We start from the raw sequence: 16,751 nt of genomic DNA, 5'->3' as shown, positions 1-16,751 counted from the left end.
AACCGTTGCGGATACTCCGGAGGGGGCCCCCGGAGGCGGGTTTCGACCCCCGGGACGTGCTATACTTAAGACACGGAAGACCCCGGTTGAATCTGTGCAAAGTGCTTGATTGACGCGGTTTTGCGCGAGTTTCGGGCGACAGAATTCCGGAGGTCTCTTCCCGCATCATCAGGAGATCCATGGCAACGACCGCAGTCCCCACCGGCAGTGAACTTTTGGAACTAGACACCGCAGAGAAGGACGCTGCGACGAAGAGCAGCGGCGGCTACTCGGCCGAGAATATTACAGTTCTGGAAGGCCTCGCGGCGGTACGGAAGCGTCCGGCGATGTACATTGGCTCGACCAGCGAGCAGGGGTTGCACCACCTGGTGTATGAGGTGGTGGACAACTCGGTGGACGAAGCCCTGGCGGGGTATGCGACGCGCATCGACGTCACGATCCATGTGGACAACTCCATTACCGTGACCGACGACGGCCGCGGAATCCCGGTGGACGACAAGACGATCAACGGGAAGACGATGCCGGCCGTGCAGGTGGTTCTGACCATGCTGCACGCGGGCGGTAAGTTCGATGCCTCGAACTACAAGGTGTCGGGTGGCCTGCACGGCGTGGGCGTGAGCTGCGTCAACGCGCTGAGCGAGGAGTTCGACGTCGAGGTGTGGCGCGACGGCAACGCGTGGACGCAGGAGTACTCCAAGGGCGACCCGCTGGGCAAGCTGCAGAAGGTGGGAACGACCAAGCGTCGGGGAACGAAGGTCCACTTCCTTCCGGACAAGAGCATCTTCACGGTGACGGAGTTCAACTACGACACGCTGGCGCAGCGGCTACGTGAACTCGCCTTCCTGAACAAGGGACTCGAGATTCACCTGACTGACGAGCGGACCACCGATACCAAGACAGGTGAGAGCAAGCGCCAGGAGTTCAAGTACGTCGGCGGAATTGCGGAGTTCATCAAGCACCTGAACAAGGGCAAGCAGGTTCTGCATGATAAGCCGATCTACATGGAGGCCGAGCGCGATGGCGTGGCCATGGAGATCGCGCTGCAGTACAACGACTCGTACTCGGAGACGATCTTTACCTTTGCCAACAACATCAACACGGTTGATGGCGGAACGCACCTGCAGGGATTCCGCGCGTCGCTGACCCGCACGATCAACTGGGCCGGGCAGCAGATGGGCCTGTTCAAGGACGTGAAGGAGAACCTGAGCGGCGATGACGTTCGCGAGGGCCTGGTCGCCGTTGTGAGCGTGAAGCTGAGCCAGCCGCAGTTTGAAGGGCAGACGAAGGGCAAGCTGAACTCGGACATTGCAGGAACGGTGCAGGCGTTTGTGAACGAGCGCCTGGGGGCGTTTCTGGAGCAGACTCCTTCGGTTGCGAAGAAGATCATCAACAAAGCGATTGACGCAGCTCGTGCGCGTGAGGCGGCCCGCAAGGCCCGCGATCTTACACGGCGCAAGGGAGCGCTGGATGGCGGCGGGTTGCCCGGCAAGCTGGCCGATTGCAGCGAAAAGCAGCCGGAGCGCTGCGAGCTCTACCTCGTCGAGGGAGAGAGCGCAGGTGGAACCGCGAAGCAGGGCCGCGACCGGAAGTTCCAGGCGATTCTGCCGCTGAAGGGCAAGATCCTCAACGTGGAGAAGGCCCGGTACGACAAGATGCTGGGGCACGAAGAGATTCGCGCCATGATCACCGCGCTTGGGTGCGGGATCGGCAAGGATGACTTCGACGCGACCAAGCTGCGGTACGGGAAATTGATCCTCATGACCGATGCCGACGTCGACGGATCGCACATCCGCACGCTGCTGCTGACGTTCTTCTTCCGGCATATGACGGAGCTGATCAAGCGCGGGCATGTATACATTGCGCAGCCACCGCTGTATCGCATCAAGAAGGGCAAGTTCGAGCAGTACATCAAGGACGACCGCGAGTACGTGAGCGTGATGGTGAAGCGCGCCTCGGATGGCATGGTGATTCACTATGGCGACGGAGGCGCGAAGCTGGAGGGCTCCACGCTGACGAAGTTCATGGGGCAGTTGAAAGACTACCTCGAGTTCTTCGAGAAGGTGGAGAAGCGGCTGCGCAACGAAGAGGTGACGCGGGAGTTCGCAGAGATGTTTGCGCATGAGGGCAAGGAGCCGGCGAAGCGCGCGGACTTTGAGACTCCCGCGAAGCTGGAGGCGCTACGCGCGAAGCTGGTGGCGATGACGAAGGAATACCAGTTCAAGCACGTTGGCGATGTGGAGCTGGATGAGGAGCACCGGACGTATTCGGTGAACTTCACGGATGCGCAGGGCGCGACGCGGACGATTGACTGGCCGCTGGCGTCGGCTCCGGAGAGCCGTCAGCTACTGGGCAAGCATGCGCTGATTCGCGAGCAGCTTGAGGGGCCGTTCCTGATTGAGTATGCGGGGAAGGCTGCGAAGGCTGAGGCTGCGGAAGAGGCCGAGGAGGCCACTCAAGAAGAAGGAGCGGCTGAGACCGTCAAGGCCAGGAAGACTGGCCGGGCGGGTCAGGACCCGGTGGAGAAGAAGACGGCGCGCGAGGTCTTCGAGTATGTGATCGAGCAGGGCCGCAAGGAGTACCAGGTGCAGCGCTACAAGGGTCTGGGCGAAATGACGGCCGAGCAGCTCTGGGAGACGACGATGGATCCGGAGCGCAGGACGCTGCTGCAGGTGAAGCTCGAAGATATTGCTGCCTGCGAGGAGATCTTCACGACGCTGATGGGCGAGGATGTGGAGAGCCGCAGGAAGTTCATCGAAGAGAATGCTCTGGATGTGAAGAACCTGGATATCTGAGCTGTCTTCAAAGTCTGGTTGAAACAGAACGGCCTCACGATGCATACGTGAGGCCGTTTATTTTTGCCCTGCTGCGATCTGGCTCCTTAGGCCTTGGGCGGGTAATTTTTGAACATCTTCGAAGCAGCCTTCTGAACCTTCTTGGTATTCTTTTCGGGCTTGTCGCTCAACGTGTCCGAGGCGGTGGCGCGCCAGACGACCTTCTTGGTCTTGTTATCGCCGAGGAGCACGATCAGTTGGCCGACGGGGATGTTTTGTACGGTGGTGGTGGACATTCCGCCCATGCCGCCATAGCGGTATCCTCCCCAGCCGCCCCAGCCGCCCAAGTCTGTCGTATTCATCTGGGTCTCGTGGCCGAGGGCGGCCTCATAGGCGACGATCAGATCGGCCTTCTCGGGGTCGGTAACCTTCTGTAGCCCTTTGGAGGCGAGCTGCTGATCGATGCTGTCACGGATGCGTCCATCCATAAGCTGGTTAGGGACGGGGGTGCCTGCGGTCCAGGCGTAGGTGTGGTAGTTGGAGAATGTGGCCGCACGGTCGTAGTCGGTGTTGACCTTTTGCGCCATGGCAAAGGTTGTTAGAAGGAGCACCATCAGCAGGGGAAGAGCATTACGGAGTCGCATATGGCCTTCCTTTCAGATGTGTGATTTGGGCCCGCGTGCATGACGTTCGTTCACGGCCACTAAAGGTGTGTCCGGGTGAACGAAAAGAATGTATCACTTCCCCAGAGGAGGAGCCAGTCTGGATAGCGAGTGAGGGATGCCAGATTCTGCCAAAGCATGCGCGCGTGAGCCTGTTTTCGGGCTGGAGCGAAGGGCGATGCAATAATGCCGGGATGGGCGAACAGTATGGGGTTGTAGATAGGCGGAGGTTTCTTGGCGTGTGTTCGGCGCTTGGGTTGGGTCAGACGCTGATGCCTGGTGTGCTTTGGGGCATGGCGGCTCAGGCTCCGGCGGCGAGTAGTTCGGGCGAGAAGGCGAAGGAGCTCGGGAAGATTACGCCGGAGATGATTGATGCGGCGGCGGTGATTGCGGGAATCAAGCTGAAGGACGAGCAGAAGTCGATGATGCTCGAGGGGCTGGGGAAGCAGCGGGATTCGGTGATCGCGATCCGAAGTATGAAGCTGGCGAACAGTGTGGCTCCGGCGTTCGTGTTTGATCCGGATGAAGCTCGATACAGAGCGGAGGCCGATGCGGATGAGTGCGGCTCCGGATGTTTCGCGGTTGAGCGCTGGAGAGGGTCTGCTGGCGTTTGCCTCGGTGCGGGAGCTTGCGGAGCTGGTGAAGACACGCAAGGTGACGAGCGTTGCGCTCACGAAGATGTACCTGGCGCGGTTGAAGCGGCACGATCCGCGTCTGCACTTTGTGATTACGCTGACCGAGGAGCGGGCGCTGAAGCAGGCGGCCGCCGCGGATAAGGAGATCTCTGCGGGTAAGTATCGTGGGCCGCTGCATGGGATTCCGTGGGGCGCGAAGGACCTGCTGGCGGTGAAGGGCTACAGGACAACGTGGGGAGCGGCGGGGTTTGAGGAGCAACGGTTCGACTACGACGCGACGGTAGTCGAGCGGCTGGATGCGGCGGGAGCGGTGCTGTTGGCGAAGCTGTCGATGGGCGCGCTGGCGCAGGGTGACCTGTGGTTCGGGGCGCGGGCTGGTGGTGAAAGGACGCGGAATCCGTGGAATCAGAAGCAGGGGTCAAGCGGGTCGTCGGCCGGGAGCGCGAGCGCGGTGTCGGCTGGCTGCGTGGGGTTTGCGCTCGGGACGGAGACGCTGGGGTCGATCTCGTCGCCCGTGACGCGGTGCGGCGTGACGGGACTGCGTCCTACGTTTGGCTTCGTGCCGCGTACAGGAGCGATGGCGTTGAGCTGGACGATGGACAAAATCGGGCCGATCTGCCGGAGCGTGGAGGACTGCGCGCTGGTGATGTCTTCGATCTATGGGCCGGATGGAAAGGACCGCAGCGTGAAGGATGCGGCCTTCAACTGGGACGCGGACTTCGACTGGAAGACGTTGCGGGTGGGGTATCTGAAGAGCGAGTTCGAAGCTCCGAAGTTGGCTGCGGATGCGACTGCGGAGCAGAAGAGGGATTACGACCGGCGTGTCTACGACCTGAAGTATGGGGTGGCTGCGCTGGATGCGCTGAAGAACATGGGCGTGAACCTGATTCCGGTGGAGATGCCGACGGGGTATCACTTCGGAGACATGACTCCCTTGCTGGAGGCGGAGGCTGCGGCGGCCTTTGATGAACTGACAACGAGTGGACGGGACAAGCTGCTTACCGGGCAGATGCCGTTCGACTGGCCGAATCAGTTTCATGTGGCGAGGTTCTATTCGGCGGTGGATTATGTGCAGGCGCAGCGGGCTCGCACGATGGCGATGGAGGCGATGGCGAAGGTCTTCAACGAGGTAGACGTGATTGTGACTCCCTCGAACGGGGCGCAGTTGACGGCGACGAACCTGACGGGGCATCCCGCAATCGTTGTGCCGAATGGCCTGCGTGGCGATGGTGCTCCGAAGCCGGACAGCGAAGAGGATGGCGCGCGGGAAAATGTGGGTGGGCCGGGGACTCCGGTGTCGTTGACGTTTCTGGGGGCGTTGTACTCGGATGCTCGACTGGCTGCGCTGGCGCGGTCGTATCAGGATACGACGAGTTTTCACCTGATGCATCCGAAACTGGATTAGCTTCAAAAGGCGAGAAGCAGATCCCTCCACTGCGGCGGCAAAAGCGCCGCCTCCGGTCGGGATGACAACGAGGGGTAGTCGCGGCGGCGAGGGACGCCTCCGGTCAGGATGCCAACAAAAGACGGTGGAGGCTTAACTCATGTGGGTTAGCCCATATGGCGGACGGTCATCTGGGGGATGCGGACGTTTGGGGGCTGGAGGCAGACGAAGACGATGGCGTCGGCGACCTCGGAGGGCTGCATCATTTCGGAGTCGCGGACCCACTCTTCGGTGCGGCCGCGTCCGACGGCGAACTCGGTTTTGGTTCCGCCGGGGCAGATGGCTCCGACCTTGATGTTGTGTTTGCGGAGCTCAGCGTCGAGCGCCTGCGCGAAGCCCACCTGCGCGAACTTGGCGGCGCAGTAGACGGACTCGCCTGCTGCACCCTGCAGGCCGGCGACGGAGGCGATGAAGAGGATGGTGCCGCTGCGCTGCTCGATCATGATGGGCGCGGCGTGGCGGGAGAAGAGGAAGCTGGACTTCATGTTGGTGTCCATGAGGTCGTCGTAGTCTTCGACGGTGGTGTCGATGAGATTCCTGTCGCTGCCTGCGCCGGCGTTGTTGACGAGGATGTCGATGCGGCCGAACTCGGCGATGGCGAGTGCGATGGTCTGGCGGGCGGTGGCGTCGTCGGTGGCGTCGCCGGCGTGCAGGGCTGCACGGGCGCCGAGTGCTTCGATGTCGTCGACGAGGGCGCGGAGCCGGTCTTCACGGCGGGCGGTGACGATGAGGTTCGCTCCGTGTCGCGCGAGAGCCAGCGCGGTAGCGTGGCCAATGCCAGAGCTGGCTCCGGTGACGATGGCGGTTTTGTTGGAAAGTGTGGCCGAGGGTGTCACGAATTCGCTCCTGGATGCGTCTACAGGTTTGCTCAAAGTGGATGGTAGCATCGGCTAGACGATGAGTGCATTGGTGGAAGCGCGGGGACTGGTGAAGGAGTATGGCGCGGGCTCGCGCGTGGTGGATGATGTGTCGTTTACGATCGGACGCGGCGAGACGCTGGGGCTGGTGGGCGAGTCGGGTTCGGGCAAGAGTACAGTCGCGCGGATGTTGCTGCGGCTGACGGAGCCGACAGCGGGCGAGGTCCGGTATTGCGGCGAGGACCTGCTGGCTGCGAGAGCGCGTGAGCTGCGCGCACTGCGGCGTAGGATGCAGATTGTGTTTCAGGATCCGTTTGCCGCGCTGAACCCGAGGATGAGGGTGAAGGAGGTTCTGGCGGAGCCTTTTGCCATTCATGGAGAGAGATGCCCTGCGGAGCGGCTGTCTGCGATGCTTGGCGAGGTTGGGCTGGATGGTTCGGCACTGGAACGTTATCCGCATGAGTTCAGCGGGGGGCAACGGCAGAGGATCAACATTGCGCGGGCGCTGGCGCTGCGGCCGGAGTTTGTGGTGCTGGATGAGCCAGTGAGCGCACTGGACGTGAGCGTGGGGGCACAGGTGGTGAATCTGCTGCGGGAGTTGCAGCAGCGCTATGGGCTGACGTATCTGTTTATCTCGCACTCGATGCCGCTGGTGCGATATTTGTGCGACCGCGTAGCCGTGATGCGGAAGGGGCGGCTGGTGGAGTTGGGTGAATGCGAACAGGTGTGCTGCGAACCGCGCGAGGCTTACACGCGGGAGTTGATTGGGGCGACGCCTGAGGTGCGGGTTTAAGGTTGCCCTCGACAAACCGCTGAATTGACCGGTCTTTCGCGGCGCAAGAGCTGAGCTGGTGCAGCCGGTACAATGGAAGATGGATGGTTTTGGATTTTAGCTCGCACTGGCATTATGTCTGGCTGGTCGCTGCCTCGCTTATTGCCGGGGTGATGAATGCAATGGCTGGCGGTGGCTCGTTTGTTTCGTTTCCGGCGATGATGGCGATGGGCGTTTTGCCAGTTCAGGCGAACGCGACGAATACGGTCGCGCTGTGGCCAGGGCAACTGACCTCGGTAGCGGCGTTGCGCGAGGATGTTCATATTAAGCTGCTGCCGGCGGTGGTGACGGCGGCGGTCTTTGGTGGGCTGACGGGCGCGGCGGTGCTGCTGCGGACTAAGCAGGTGACGTTTCTGCACCAGATCCCGTGGCTGTTGCTGATGGGCGCGGTCATCTTCGGGGTGAGTGGGAGGATCTCACGCTGGTTGTGGACGCGGTCGTCAACGCCGCATGTGAGGCACACGCCAAAGATGCTTCCTTTGTTCGTCACGCTGTTTCCGATTGGTTTCTATATAGGCTACTTTGGCGCGGGCGGCGGGTTCCTGGTGATGACGGTCCTGGCGCTGTTCGGCGTGGAAGAGATGCACACGTTGAATGCGCTGAAGGTTGTGATGGCGTGCCTGTCGAACATGGTGGCGATTGGCACGTTTATTGTGAGCGGTGCGGTGTTGTGGCGCTACTGCGTGGTGTCAATGGTGTTTGCCGGTCTTGGCGGGTATGTGGGGGCGCAGTATGCGCGGCGTATGAATGGAGATGTTTTGCGCGCGATTGTGGTGACGACGGGATGTGTGATGGCGGCGTATTTTTTCTGGAGGAACGGATGATTTTGTCCGGGGAGCGTTTGGTGGAGGAGATTGGGTTTGTCGCGGCGTTCTGCACAACTGCGGCGTTTGTGCCGCAACTGCTTCGCGTGCTGAAGCTGCGGTCGGCGAGGGAGATCTCGCTGGGGACTTTTCTGCTGTTCTCGGTGGGTGTGGCGATGTGGCTGATGTATGGACTGATGATCAGGTCGAAGCCGGTGATTGCATCGAATGTAGTGACGCTGGCCTTGTCACTGAGCATTCTGTTTCTGAAGATGAAATACGATCGCGACGGCGCAAGCGAGGAGATGGAGCCATGAGCCATGAGGGAATCCGGTTTGTGAGCGCGGAGCAGGCGCACCGTGAGGCAGCGGAGGAAGCGCGACTGCCGGAGGATGCCGTGACTCCGAAGAAGGTTCGCGTGATGAAGACGGAAGGCACCGGCGTCGCGATTGAGTGGAAGGATGGCCATGCGAGCGAGTGGAACTTTGCGTGGCTGCGCAATGCGTGTCCGTGCGCGACGTGTCATGAAGAGCGCGAGCAGAGCGGGCGCAGGCCGGGTGAGCCGAAGCCCAAGCCGAAGACGCTGCTGGTGATGTATGAGGCTCCGGTGCGTCCGGTGGAGGTGACTCCGGTGGGCAAGTACGCCATGAAGTTCAAGTGGACGGATGGGCACGAGAGCGGAATCTACTCGTGGGAGTATCTGCGGCGGGTGTGCCAGTGCGAGGCGTGCAGGTCGAAGAGCCAGGCGCTCAAGGCTTGAGATAGACCAGCTTCTGCAGCCGCGGGGTCCGCGCGACCTCGGCGAGGGTGTACCGGTCGAGCGTGTCAAGAAACGCAGCGTAGGCACTGTCGAGCGCGCCTTTGAGAAGACATGCTCCTGCGAGCGGGCATGGCTGGGCCGTGCAGTCGATTACGGCGTCGGAGGGCTCAGTGATGCGGAGGACCTCACCGAGACGGATGGACTCGGCCGGGCGCGCGAGGCGGAGTCCGCCGCCGGCGCCTTTCGTGGTAACGAGGAATCCCTGCTGGCCAAGCTGATGGGCGACCTTGACGAGGTGGGCGTAGGGAACATTGAACATCGAGGCCGCCTCGCGGACCGTGACCGTGGCCTGCATGGGCTCGGCGCGGCTGCCGAGATACATGAGAAGGCGCAGGGACAGGTCCGAGAAGCGGGTGATGTTCATGAGGTGAGCGGACTCCTTAGGCTAGGCCCTCGCCATTTCGGTCGCGAACGAGGGATCGGGGGCGAAAGCTTCACTATAACGGTCGGCCAGCGGGATGTTAAGGGCATCGAGAACGCTCTCGACTGCACTCATGAAGCCCGGGGGGCCGCAGTAGTAGAAGTCGGCAGGCTCCTGCGGCAGGTAGGGCCGCAGAGATGCTGCGTCGATGCGGCCGGTGAGATCGTAGTCGTGCCCGAGGTTGTCGGCGGCTGTTACCTTCTCGTAGAAGACGAGTGCGCGTGCGTCAGGGTGGACCTCGACGAGCGAGCGTGTTTCGTCGCGGAAGGAGTGGTGGCTGCGCTGGGTTGTAGCGTGCACGAAGAGCACACGGCGATCCGTGGAGTTGAGCGTAAGGTGTTGCAACATGCAGATCGCCGGGGTAATGCCGACGCCGCCGCTGAGAAGCACGACCGGCCTGCTGCCCTCGCGCAGAACGAAATCGCCTTGCGGCACATGCGCCAGAATGGTGTCGCCTTCATGAACGTCGGCGTGGAGATGATTGGAGATGAGACCGTTGTTGGCTGCGGCGATGTGCAGGGGAGCCGTCTCGCGCTTGACGCTTATGCGGTATGTCTTGCCGTTGCTAACCTGCGAGAGGCTGTACTGGCGAATCTGCTGAAAGGGCGCGTCGGCGACGTGCGCCTTGACGGCCAGGTACTGTCCGGGAAGGAAGGAAGGCAGCGGCTGTCCTGAAGGAGAGGCGAGATGGAAGGAAGTAATGGTCTCACTCTCGACGACCTTGCGCTCGACAACGAGAGGCTGAAAGCCGGACCAGCCGCCGGGTTGTGCGCCGCCTTCGGTATAGAGCTGCTTTTCGGCGCCGATCATGATAGTTGCAAGCTGCTGATAGGCGGCGCCCCATGCGTCAAGGATCTCCGGCGTTGCGGCTTCGCCGAGTACGGTGCGAATCGCGCGGAGCAGATGGTCGCCGACGATGGGATAGTGCTCGGGCTGTACCTCAAGGCTGGCGTGTTTGTGAGTGATGCGGCTCACCATGCCGCCTAGCTGGTCGAGGCGATCAATGTTCGCGGCATAGGCGAGGATCGAGGCCGCGAGGCTGCGGGACTGGCCGCCGCTCTGCTGATTGGCAGGGTTGAAGATGTTGAGCAGGGCCGGATTTTCTTCAAAAAGAGTCTGATAGAAGACCTTTGTGATGGTTTCGCCGTGCTGCTGAAGTGCGGGGACGGTTGCCTGAACGATAGCCTTTTGCTGGGCCAGCATTACTCCTCCTGTGAATATGTATTCTAAATACATATTCACCTATCTGGCTGTATTCCGCAAGTTATGTGCGGTAATCGCGTCTCCGTGAGATCAGGTTGTCAGAAGGGCAAGGGCCTCTTCGACCGTATTGGCGACGAGGAGAATCTCGCGGCTCTTCGGCCTAAGCAGGCCCTCGGTGACGCAGTGGTCGAGGAAGTCCAGCAGCTTGTCATAGAAGCCGTTGATGTTGAGCAGCATGACAGGCTTGGCGTGGAGCTTGAGGGTCTGCCAGGCGAGGACCTCGAAGAGCTCTTCAAAGGTTCCGAAGCCACCGGGCAGGGCGATGAAGGCGTCAGCTTTGTTGCCCATGAGCGCCTTGCGTGTGTGCATAGTGTCGACGATGTGGAGCTCGGTGATGCCGTGGTGAGCAACCTCGAGGTCGACGAGGACCTCGGGGATGACTCCGATGACGCGGCCATCAGCGGCGAGTGCGGCTTCAGCGACGGCCTGCATGAGGCCGACGTTGGAACCGCCGTAGACGAGGCCGATGTTCTTCTGGGCGAGTGTGCGGCCGAGAGTCTCAGCCGTTTCGCGGTAGACAGGGTCAACTCCGTCGGCGGAGGCGCAGAAGATGGCAACGTTGCGGATCACACCGTTGAGGATAGCAGGGACGGATTCAGAGAATGTGAGGGGATGATGAAGCAGCAGAACGGGATTAAGTGGGGACGCCGCGGCTCAAAAACGCGGACGCGGCATCCCCGTGCCAGATAGGTGAGTTGTTATTTGATGTGAAGAACTGCTCCGTTGAGTGCGTTAGAGACCTCGGCGATGAGTGAGCCGGCCTGATGAACAGGAGTGGCGGTGGTGGCTACAACACGCGTACCGGGCGGAAGCTTGACGGTGACAGGCTTGCCCGTCTCGAGCGTAATGACGTCTTCGCCTGCCTTCACCTGCATGGAGGCTCCGGAGTCGTTGACGAGGGTGAGTGTGATGATCTTCGTCTTGCCGAACATGGCGCTGACCGGAGAATGAATGCTGGTTGCGGCGTAAACGGCGGGGGAGACGATCAACGATGCGGCGATGGTGGTGACTGCGAAGAGATTGCGACGATTCATGTTTCACTCCCAGTGGTTCGAGGTTTGAGAGAGCGCTCGACTGCATCGGTGCACCTGGCGACCTCATCGTTGCGAACTACGTCGTTGGACTTGAGAAGGTTCCGTTGGATGTGCGTGATGTGACGAGCGGTGTGGAAATCGTGACGAGCCGTCGAATGGTTGAAGGAAGCGTTAAAATTGAAGTTGGACGGGCAACTTGAGTCATCTTTTAGAGAACATGAACCCTCAGCAGCAAGAGGGAATCAGGACGGTCGATGGGCCAGTGCTGTTGCTGGCCGGTGCGGGCAGCGGCAAGACGCGCGTCGTGACGCATCGCATAGCGTATTTGATTGAAGAGCGGGGCGTACCGGCGGACTCGATCCTAGCGGTGACGTTTACCAATAAGGCTGCGAAGGAGATGGCTGAGCGCGTCGACAAGATCCTCGGGCATTCGTCGTTGGCCAAGCCGCTGCTTTCGACTTTCCACAGCTTCTGCGTGCGCGTGCTGCGGCGCGATATCGAGGCGCTGCGCGTGAACGGCGTGGGGCTGACGAAGACGTTCGCCATCTACGACGAGACCGACCAGGAGGCCGTGGTGAAGGCCGCGCTGAAGCGGCTGGGCGTCGACGACAAGAGCCTGAAGCCGCGCGTGGCGCTGGGGAGGATCAGTTGGGCGAAGAACCACATGATCGATCCGCAGGAGTATTTTCTGGCGTCATCGAATCCGATGGAGGAGAAGATTGCGCACATCTTCGAGATCTATCGGAAGGAGTTGCTGAAGGCGAATGCGCTGGACTTCGACGATCTTCTGCTGGAGACGGTGCGGCTGCTGAAGTCCTCGGCCGAGGTGAGAGAAAGATACAACCGTCGCTACCGGTACGTGATGATCGACGAGTACCAGGACACGAACCGGCCGCAGTATGAGCTGATGAAGCTCCTCGCGGGGCCTGAGGCGAACATCTGCGTGGTGGGCGATGAGGACCAGTCGATTTATAGCTGGCGCGGCGCGGACATCAGGAACATTCTGGAGTTCGAGAAGGACTTTCCCAATGTAAAGACGATTCGGCTGGAGCAGAACTATCGCTCGACGCAGGTGATTCTTGAGGGTGCAAGCGCTGTGGTGGCGCAGAACACGCAGCGCAAGGGCAAGAACCTGTGGACCTCGCGAGAGGGCGGATCGCTCATCGGCTACTACGAGGCTCCCGATGGCGAGAATGAGGCGCTGTTTATCGCCGACAGGATTCGGCAGTATCTGCGCGACGCAGGCCAGCAGGAGGAGACGCCGCGGTGTGCAGTGCTGTACCGGACGAACTCGCAGTCGCGGCTGGTGGAAGAGGCGCTGCGGCGGTATCAGATTCAGTACCATATGGTGGGAGGCTTCAGCTTCTACGACCGCTCGGAGATCAAGGACCTGCTGAGCTATATGAAGCTGGTGCAGAACCCGCATGATTCGATTGCGTTGAATCGCGTGGTGAATTCTCCCGCGCGCGGCATCGGCAAGACGACAATGGAGACGCTCGAGCGAATGGCCCTGAGCACGGGCATGAGCACGTGGGACGCGATTGGCCGCGCGATCGAGGATAAGCTGCTGCCCCAGCGGGCGTTGATTGCTCTGGGTGGGTTCCGTCGGTTGATTGAAGATGCGCGCGCGATGCTAGGGCCGGAGTTTGCGGAAAAGCTCATGGACGGTGCGCGAGAAGGAGCCGATGAGGCCGCGGATATCTCGTTTGACGTAGCAGCGCTGGCGGCCTCCGAAGAAGTGCAGGTGGAGGCGGATGAGCCTGGGCAGGGCTCGTTTGATACGAGCTTCAACTTCGGATTTGATTTTGGACCGACTGAGGAGATGTCGACGATTGCGGCGGAGAACTCGCAGGATACGGATGCGGCGCACGGGATCGATGTGGCGAGCTTCAATCCGTTTGCTCCGGTGGTGTTGAAGGAGAGTCGTGGCGGCAGGCCCATCTTAGCGGCCAAACGCGGCCGCGAAGATGGGGCACCCGGTCTGGTGGCTGGTCGAGAGGACATTTCGGTGGAACGGCAGGCGTTTCGCAGTCCCGGCGATCCGGCCACATTGCCGGAGCTGATCAAGTTCCTGAACGATCGCAGCGGGTATATCCGGGCACTCGAGGACGAGGGGACGCCGGAGAGCTTCTCGCGGATTGAGAACCTGAAGGAACTGGCGAACGCGGCGCACGATGCGCAGGAGCGCGGCGAGACGCTTTCGGAGTTTCTGGACCATGCGGCGCTCGTGAGCGACGCCGACAGCTACTCAGCCGAGGCGAGGGTGACGCTGATGACGCTGCACGCGGCCAAGGGGCTGGAGTTTCCGCTGGTGTTTCTCGCGGGAATGGAAGAAGGTCTGTTTCCGAGCGGGCGGACCCTGATGGAACCGGCGGGTCTTGAGGAGGAGCGTCGGCTTTGCTACGTGGGCATGACGCGCGCGATGGACACGCTGGTGATGACGCGGGCGCGATACCGGCGGCGTTATGGCAGCGATATGCCGGATGCCAGCGTTGCGTCGCGATTTCTGGAGGAGGTCCCGAGCCGGCTGGTGGAGGACCTGGGAAGTCCTGCGGCGCGGCCTCAGTTTTCGGGTGACTACAGCGGGATGTATTCGACGCCGTATCCGAAGGCGAACCGGTTTGGCAGAAAGGATGCCGAGGCAGGCGAGCGGCACTATAGCTACGAGGATGAGGACCAGAGCGCTCCACGAGGCGACTATGGCTCACAGAGCAATCGGCAGAGACCGGCAGGGCGGACTGCGGGTGGCAGCGGCTCGATGGACAATATTGCGAGCTTCTTTGCGGCGCGCGGCCAGAAGGTCTCACGGCCGAAGATGGAGGTCGAGGAGCCAACGGGCAAGACCGGGCTGAAGCAGGGGACGCGGGTGCGGCATCCGAAGTATGGCGAAGGAACTGTCTTTCGCCGCGAAGGCGATGGGGATGACGCCAAGATTACAGTACAATTTCAACAGCATGGCGTTAAGAAGCTGGTGGAGAAGTTTGCCCAGTTGGAGCGCCTCTAGGTTCTGAATCACATTCTTAAGAGAGATTGGCAAGTTAATGGCAAATACAAAGAGCATTACGGATAAGGTCGAGCGCAAGAAGGTAAAACGGGCGGCACGCAAGAAGGCTGCCCCGAAGGGCAAGCGGACGACTCCGCGCGGCTCGAGCAAGGCAAAGGTCAAGAAGATATCACGCGGCCAGTCGAAGCGCTAAGCCTAAGACGATGATTGCTCCCTGAGTGCGATTCTGCGCTCAGGGAGCCCGCTCCTCTGAATACGCTGCAAGTCTCAAGTTGCGTTGTGAGGCCGGGATTCCCCGGAACAATTCTGTTTGAGGAGCGAAAGGCTCTGGCAAGGCAAATCTTTCAAACTAAGTCGATCGACAAGCTGATCTCGGAATCGGAGCGGCCGGACCAGGCTCTGAAGAAGACGCTTGGCCCGGTTAGCCTCACGGCGTTGGGGATTGGCGCTGTGATCGGGTCGGGCATCTTTACGGTGATCGGAACGGCGATCGGCGGGAATCCGGCGACGGAGGCCCGATGGATCGACTCGCCGGTGGTCGACCTCATTCTGCATCACGGCGCGGTGGCCGGGCGGCCAGGCGCTGGACCGGCGCTGGCAGTTTCGCTGGTCCTGGTGGCGATCGTGTGCGCGCTCACGGGGCTCTGCTACGCGGAGCTGGCGAGCATGATCCCAATTGCGGGGTCGGCGTACACCTATACCTACGCGACGCTTGGTGAGCTGGTGGCGTGGATCATCGGGTGGGACCTGATCCTCGAGTATGCGTTCAGCAACATGAGCGTGAGCGTGGGTTTTGCGGCGCATGTCGTGGCGCTGCTGGACTGGATGGGGATACCGCTGTCGCCGAAGTGGCTCTCGCCGGCGTATCTGCCGTTGGGCCTGCAGGACCTGCAGGGGCGTGACATCTACGCTCCGGGCTGGCATACGGGATTCAACATTCCGGCGTTCCTGATTGTGCTGCTGTTGACGGTGGTGTTGGTGCGCGGAATTCGCGAGTCGGCACGGACGAACAACATCATGGTGCTGGTGAAGATCGCAGCGATCCTGGTGTTCGTCTTCTTCGGGCTCAGCTTCATTCATCCGAACAACTATGTGCCCTTCTCGCCGAATGGCTGGAGCGGGGTTCTGGCGGGTGGGTCGATTATTTTCTTCACGTACATTGGCTTCGATTCGGTCTCGACGGCGAGCGAGGAGTGCAGGAATCCCCAGAAGAATGTTCCGATCGGGATTCTGGCGACGCTGATCGTCTGCTCGATTCTGTACATCGGCGTGGCGATGGTGCTTTGCGGGCTGGTGCCGTGGCAGACAGTAGCGGGCGATGGCGCTCCGGTGGTCAACGCCTTGAAGCGTGTCTCGCTGCTGCCGGGCGGCCACAGCCTGCACTGGGTACGGCTCGCGGTATTGCTGGGCGCGATTGTGGGGATGATCTCGTCGATCCTGGTGTTTCAGCTTGGACAGGCGAGAGTGTGGTTTGCGATGTCGCGCGACCGGCTGCTGCCGAGTGCCTTCAGCAAGGTGCATCCACGGTACAGGACGCCTGCGTTTGCGACGTGGGTCGCTGGGATCTTGGTGGCGATTCCTGCGGGGCTGTTCGACGTGGGGTCGTTGGCGGAGATGTCGAACATCGGGACGCTGTTTGCGTTTGTGCTGGTGTCGATTGGCGTGATTGTGCTGCGGGTGCGGCAGCCTGAGCGATATCGCGGGTTCAGGGTTCCGTTCGGGCCGGTGATTCCGTTTCTGAGCGTGTTCTTCTGCGTCCTGCTGATGGCCGGATTGCCGACGAAGACGTGGCTTAGGTTCTTTGTTTGGCTGGTGGTGGGCTTGTTTGTGTATGTGTTCTACAGCCGCAAGCGGAGTGAGTTTTACGCTGCAAAGCAGGGCGAGTTGAGCTGAGACAAACTCAGCAGGTGGGTGCCGGAGATGGCAAAGACCTTTCTTACTGCAGAGTGGCGCAAGCTGATCATGGCCAACTATGCCGTTCCGGAAGATCTTCTACTCCCGTATCTTCCAGCCGGTACTGAGTTGGATCTCTACAACGGCAGCTGCTACGTCAGCCTCGTTGGATTTCTCTTTCAGAACACGCGAGTGAGAGGCATTCGCGTACCCTTTCACGTTCAATTTGAAGAGGTAAATCTTCGCTTCTATGTGCGTCGCATATGCGACCGGTGTGCGGAAGCGAGGAGTCGTCTTCATTAAGGAGGTTGT

At 61.0% G+C, this 16,751-nt stretch carries 17 protein-coding genes; 11 read left to right on the top strand and 6 right to left on the bottom strand.

What is annotated here, in order from left to right:
* Positions 1 to 179: 179 nt before the first annotated feature.
* The gene (gene gyrB, locus OHL16_RS13860; RefSeq protein ID WP_263367761.1) at positions 180 to 2,792 is read left to right on the top strand and encodes a DNA topoisomerase (ATP-hydrolyzing) subunit B; all 2,613 of its coding nucleotides are present in this window, start codon (positions 180 to 182) and stop codon (positions 2,790 to 2,792) included.
* A gap of 86 nt (positions 2,793 to 2,878) precedes the next feature.
* Here the strand turns inward: gyrB and OHL16_RS13855 are convergent, their stop codons facing one another.
* The gene (locus tag OHL16_RS13855) at positions 2,879 to 3,415 is read right to left on the bottom strand and encodes a DUF4136 domain-containing protein (protein ID WP_263367760.1); all 537 of its coding nucleotides are present in this window, start codon (positions 3,413 to 3,415) and stop codon (positions 2,879 to 2,881) included.
* Positions 3,416 to 3,579: 164 nt separating this feature from the next.
* On the opposite strand from OHL16_RS13855, the gene OHL16_RS20140 reads away from it, so the two are divergent.
* Positions 3,580 to 4,209 carry a hypothetical protein gene (locus OHL16_RS20140; protein ID WP_317891065.1) on the top strand — a complete coding sequence of 210 codons (630 nt, stop codon included), beginning with the start codon at positions 3,580 to 3,582 and terminating at the stop codon, positions 4,207 to 4,209.
* Positions 4,112 to 5,473 carry an amidase gene (locus OHL16_RS13850; protein WP_317891072.1) on the top strand — a complete coding sequence of 454 codons (1,362 nt, stop codon included), beginning with the start codon at positions 4,112 to 4,114 and terminating at the stop codon, positions 5,471 to 5,473. Before OHL16_RS20140 ends, OHL16_RS13850 begins: the two co-directional genes overlap by 98 nt.
* A gap of 146 nt (positions 5,474 to 5,619) precedes the next feature.
* Here the strand turns inward: OHL16_RS13850 and OHL16_RS13845 are convergent, their stop codons facing one another.
* A complete protein-coding gene (locus OHL16_RS13845) occupies positions 5,620 to 6,348 on the bottom strand; it encodes an SDR family oxidoreductase (protein ID WP_263367759.1) in 729 nt (242 codons plus the stop codon).
* Positions 6,349 to 6,409: 61 nt separating this feature from the next.
* On the opposite strand from OHL16_RS13845, the gene OHL16_RS13840 reads away from it, so the two are divergent.
* The 4 genes from OHL16_RS13840 to OHL16_RS13825 all read left to right on the top strand — a co-directional run bounded on the left by OHL16_RS13840 (position 6,410) and on the right by OHL16_RS13825 (position 8,764).
* Entirely contained in the window at positions 6,410 to 7,162 is a 753-nt protein-coding gene (locus OHL16_RS13840) for an ATP-binding cassette domain-containing protein (RefSeq protein WP_263367758.1), read from the top strand.
* 83 nt (positions 7,163 to 7,245) lie between these two features.
* Positions 7,246 to 8,025: a sulfite exporter TauE/SafE family protein gene (locus OHL16_RS13835; RefSeq protein WP_263367757.1), complete on the top strand. Its 780-nt coding sequence runs from the start codon at positions 7,246 to 7,248 to the stop codon at positions 8,023 to 8,025.
* Entirely contained in the window at positions 8,022 to 8,321 is a 300-nt protein-coding gene (locus OHL16_RS13830; RefSeq protein WP_263367756.1) for a SemiSWEET family sugar transporter, read from the top strand. The genes OHL16_RS13835 and OHL16_RS13830 overlap by 4 nt, the downstream gene beginning before the upstream one ends.
* Positions 8,318 to 8,764 (top strand): DUF971 domain-containing protein, encoded by a 447-nt coding sequence (locus OHL16_RS13825; protein ID WP_263367755.1) that lies wholly within the window; start codon positions 8,318 to 8,320, stop codon positions 8,762 to 8,764. Before OHL16_RS13830 ends, OHL16_RS13825 begins: the two co-directional genes overlap by 4 nt.
* On the opposite strand, the gene OHL16_RS13820 is transcribed toward OHL16_RS13825, so the two are convergent.
* The 4 genes from OHL16_RS13820 to OHL16_RS13805 form a co-directional block, all read right to left on the bottom strand.
* On the bottom strand, positions 8,754 to 9,188 hold the full coding sequence (locus OHL16_RS13820) for an RrF2 family transcriptional regulator (RefSeq protein WP_263367754.1): 435 nt from the start codon (positions 9,186 to 9,188) through the stop codon (positions 8,754 to 8,756). The genes OHL16_RS13825 and OHL16_RS13820 overlap by 11 nt on opposite strands.
* A 21-nt stretch (positions 9,189 to 9,209) precedes the next feature.
* Positions 9,210 to 10,448: an NO-inducible flavohemoprotein gene (gene hmpA / locus OHL16_RS13815; protein WP_263367753.1), complete on the bottom strand. Its 1,239-nt coding sequence runs from the start codon at positions 10,446 to 10,448 to the stop codon at positions 9,210 to 9,212.
* Positions 10,449 to 10,538: 90 nt separating this feature from the next.
* Complete coding sequence (locus tag OHL16_RS13810; protein WP_263367752.1) at positions 10,539 to 11,078, bottom strand: LOG family protein; 540 nt, start codon at positions 11,076 to 11,078, stop codon at positions 10,539 to 10,541.
* Between the two features lie 128 nt (positions 11,079 to 11,206).
* Positions 11,207 to 11,542 carry a hypothetical protein gene (locus OHL16_RS13805; RefSeq protein ID WP_263367751.1) on the bottom strand — a complete coding sequence of 112 codons (336 nt, stop codon included), beginning with the start codon at positions 11,540 to 11,542 and terminating at the stop codon, positions 11,207 to 11,209.
* Between the two features lie 217 nt (positions 11,543 to 11,759).
* On the opposite strand from OHL16_RS13805, the gene OHL16_RS13800 reads away from it, so the two are divergent.
* From OHL16_RS13800 to OHL16_RS13785, 4 genes are all read left to right on the top strand, one after another.
* Entirely contained in the window at positions 11,760 to 14,546 is a 2,787-nt protein-coding gene (locus OHL16_RS13800) for an ATP-dependent helicase (protein WP_263367750.1), read from the top strand.
* Positions 14,547 to 14,583: 37 nt separating this feature from the next.
* On the top strand, positions 14,584 to 14,739 hold the full coding sequence (locus OHL16_RS13795; RefSeq protein WP_263367749.1) for a hypothetical protein: 156 nt from the start codon (positions 14,584 to 14,586) through the stop codon (positions 14,737 to 14,739).
* Between the two features lie 86 nt (positions 14,740 to 14,825).
* A complete protein-coding gene (locus OHL16_RS13790; protein WP_263367748.1) occupies positions 14,826 to 16,439 on the top strand; it encodes an amino acid permease in 1,614 nt (537 codons plus the stop codon).
* A 27-nt stretch (positions 16,440 to 16,466) separates the two neighbouring features.
* On the top strand, positions 16,467 to 16,742 hold the full coding sequence (locus tag OHL16_RS13785) for a DUF2071 domain-containing protein (RefSeq protein WP_317891064.1): 276 nt from the start codon (positions 16,467 to 16,469) through the stop codon (positions 16,740 to 16,742).
* Positions 16,743 to 16,751: the final 9 nt, after the last annotated feature.

The organism is Edaphobacter bradus (assembly GCF_025685645.1).
Lineage (GTDB): Bacteria > Acidobacteriota > Terriglobia > Terriglobales > Acidobacteriaceae > Edaphobacter > Edaphobacter bradus.
This window is presented reverse-complemented; position numbering and strand designations above follow the sequence as displayed.

Coding starts and splice junctions, on each gene's coding strand:
- OHL16_RS13795 (WP_263367749.1), top strand. CDS start 14,584: ATGGCAAATACAAAGAGCATTACGGATAAGGTCGAGCGCAAGAAGGTA.
- OHL16_RS13840 (WP_263367758.1), top strand. CDS start 6,410: ATGAGTGCATTGGTGGAAGCGCGGGGACTGGTGAAGGAGTATGGCGCG.
- OHL16_RS13785 (WP_317891064.1), top strand. CDS start 16,467: ATGGCAAAGACCTTTCTTACTGCAGAGTGGCGCAAGCTGATCATGGCC.
- OHL16_RS13830 (WP_263367756.1), top strand. CDS start 8,022: ATGATTTTGTCCGGGGAGCGTTTGGTGGAGGAGATTGGGTTTGTCGCG.
- hmpA (WP_263367753.1), bottom strand. CDS start 10,448: ATGCTGGCCCAGCAAAAGGCTATCGTTCAGGCAACCGTCCCCGCACTT.
- OHL16_RS13825 (WP_263367755.1), top strand. CDS start 8,318: ATGAGCCATGAGGGAATCCGGTTTGTGAGCGCGGAGCAGGCGCACCGT.
- OHL16_RS13820 (WP_263367754.1), bottom strand. CDS start 9,188: ATGAACATCACCCGCTTCTCGGACCTGTCCCTGCGCCTTCTCATGTAT.
- gyrB (WP_263367761.1), top strand. CDS start 180: ATGGCAACGACCGCAGTCCCCACCGGCAGTGAACTTTTGGAACTAGAC.
- OHL16_RS13800 (WP_263367750.1), top strand. CDS start 11,760: ATGAACCCTCAGCAGCAAGAGGGAATCAGGACGGTCGATGGGCCAGTG.
- OHL16_RS13835 (WP_263367757.1), top strand. CDS start 7,246: ATGGTTTTGGATTTTAGCTCGCACTGGCATTATGTCTGGCTGGTCGCT.
- OHL16_RS13855 (WP_263367760.1), bottom strand. CDS start 3,415: ATGCGACTCCGTAATGCTCTTCCCCTGCTGATGGTGCTCCTTCTAACA.
- OHL16_RS13805 (WP_263367751.1), bottom strand. CDS start 11,542: ATGAATCGTCGCAATCTCTTCGCAGTCACCACCATCGCCGCATCGTTG.
- OHL16_RS13850 (WP_317891072.1), top strand. CDS start 4,112: ATGTACCTGGCGCGGTTGAAGCGGCACGATCCGCGTCTGCACTTTGTG.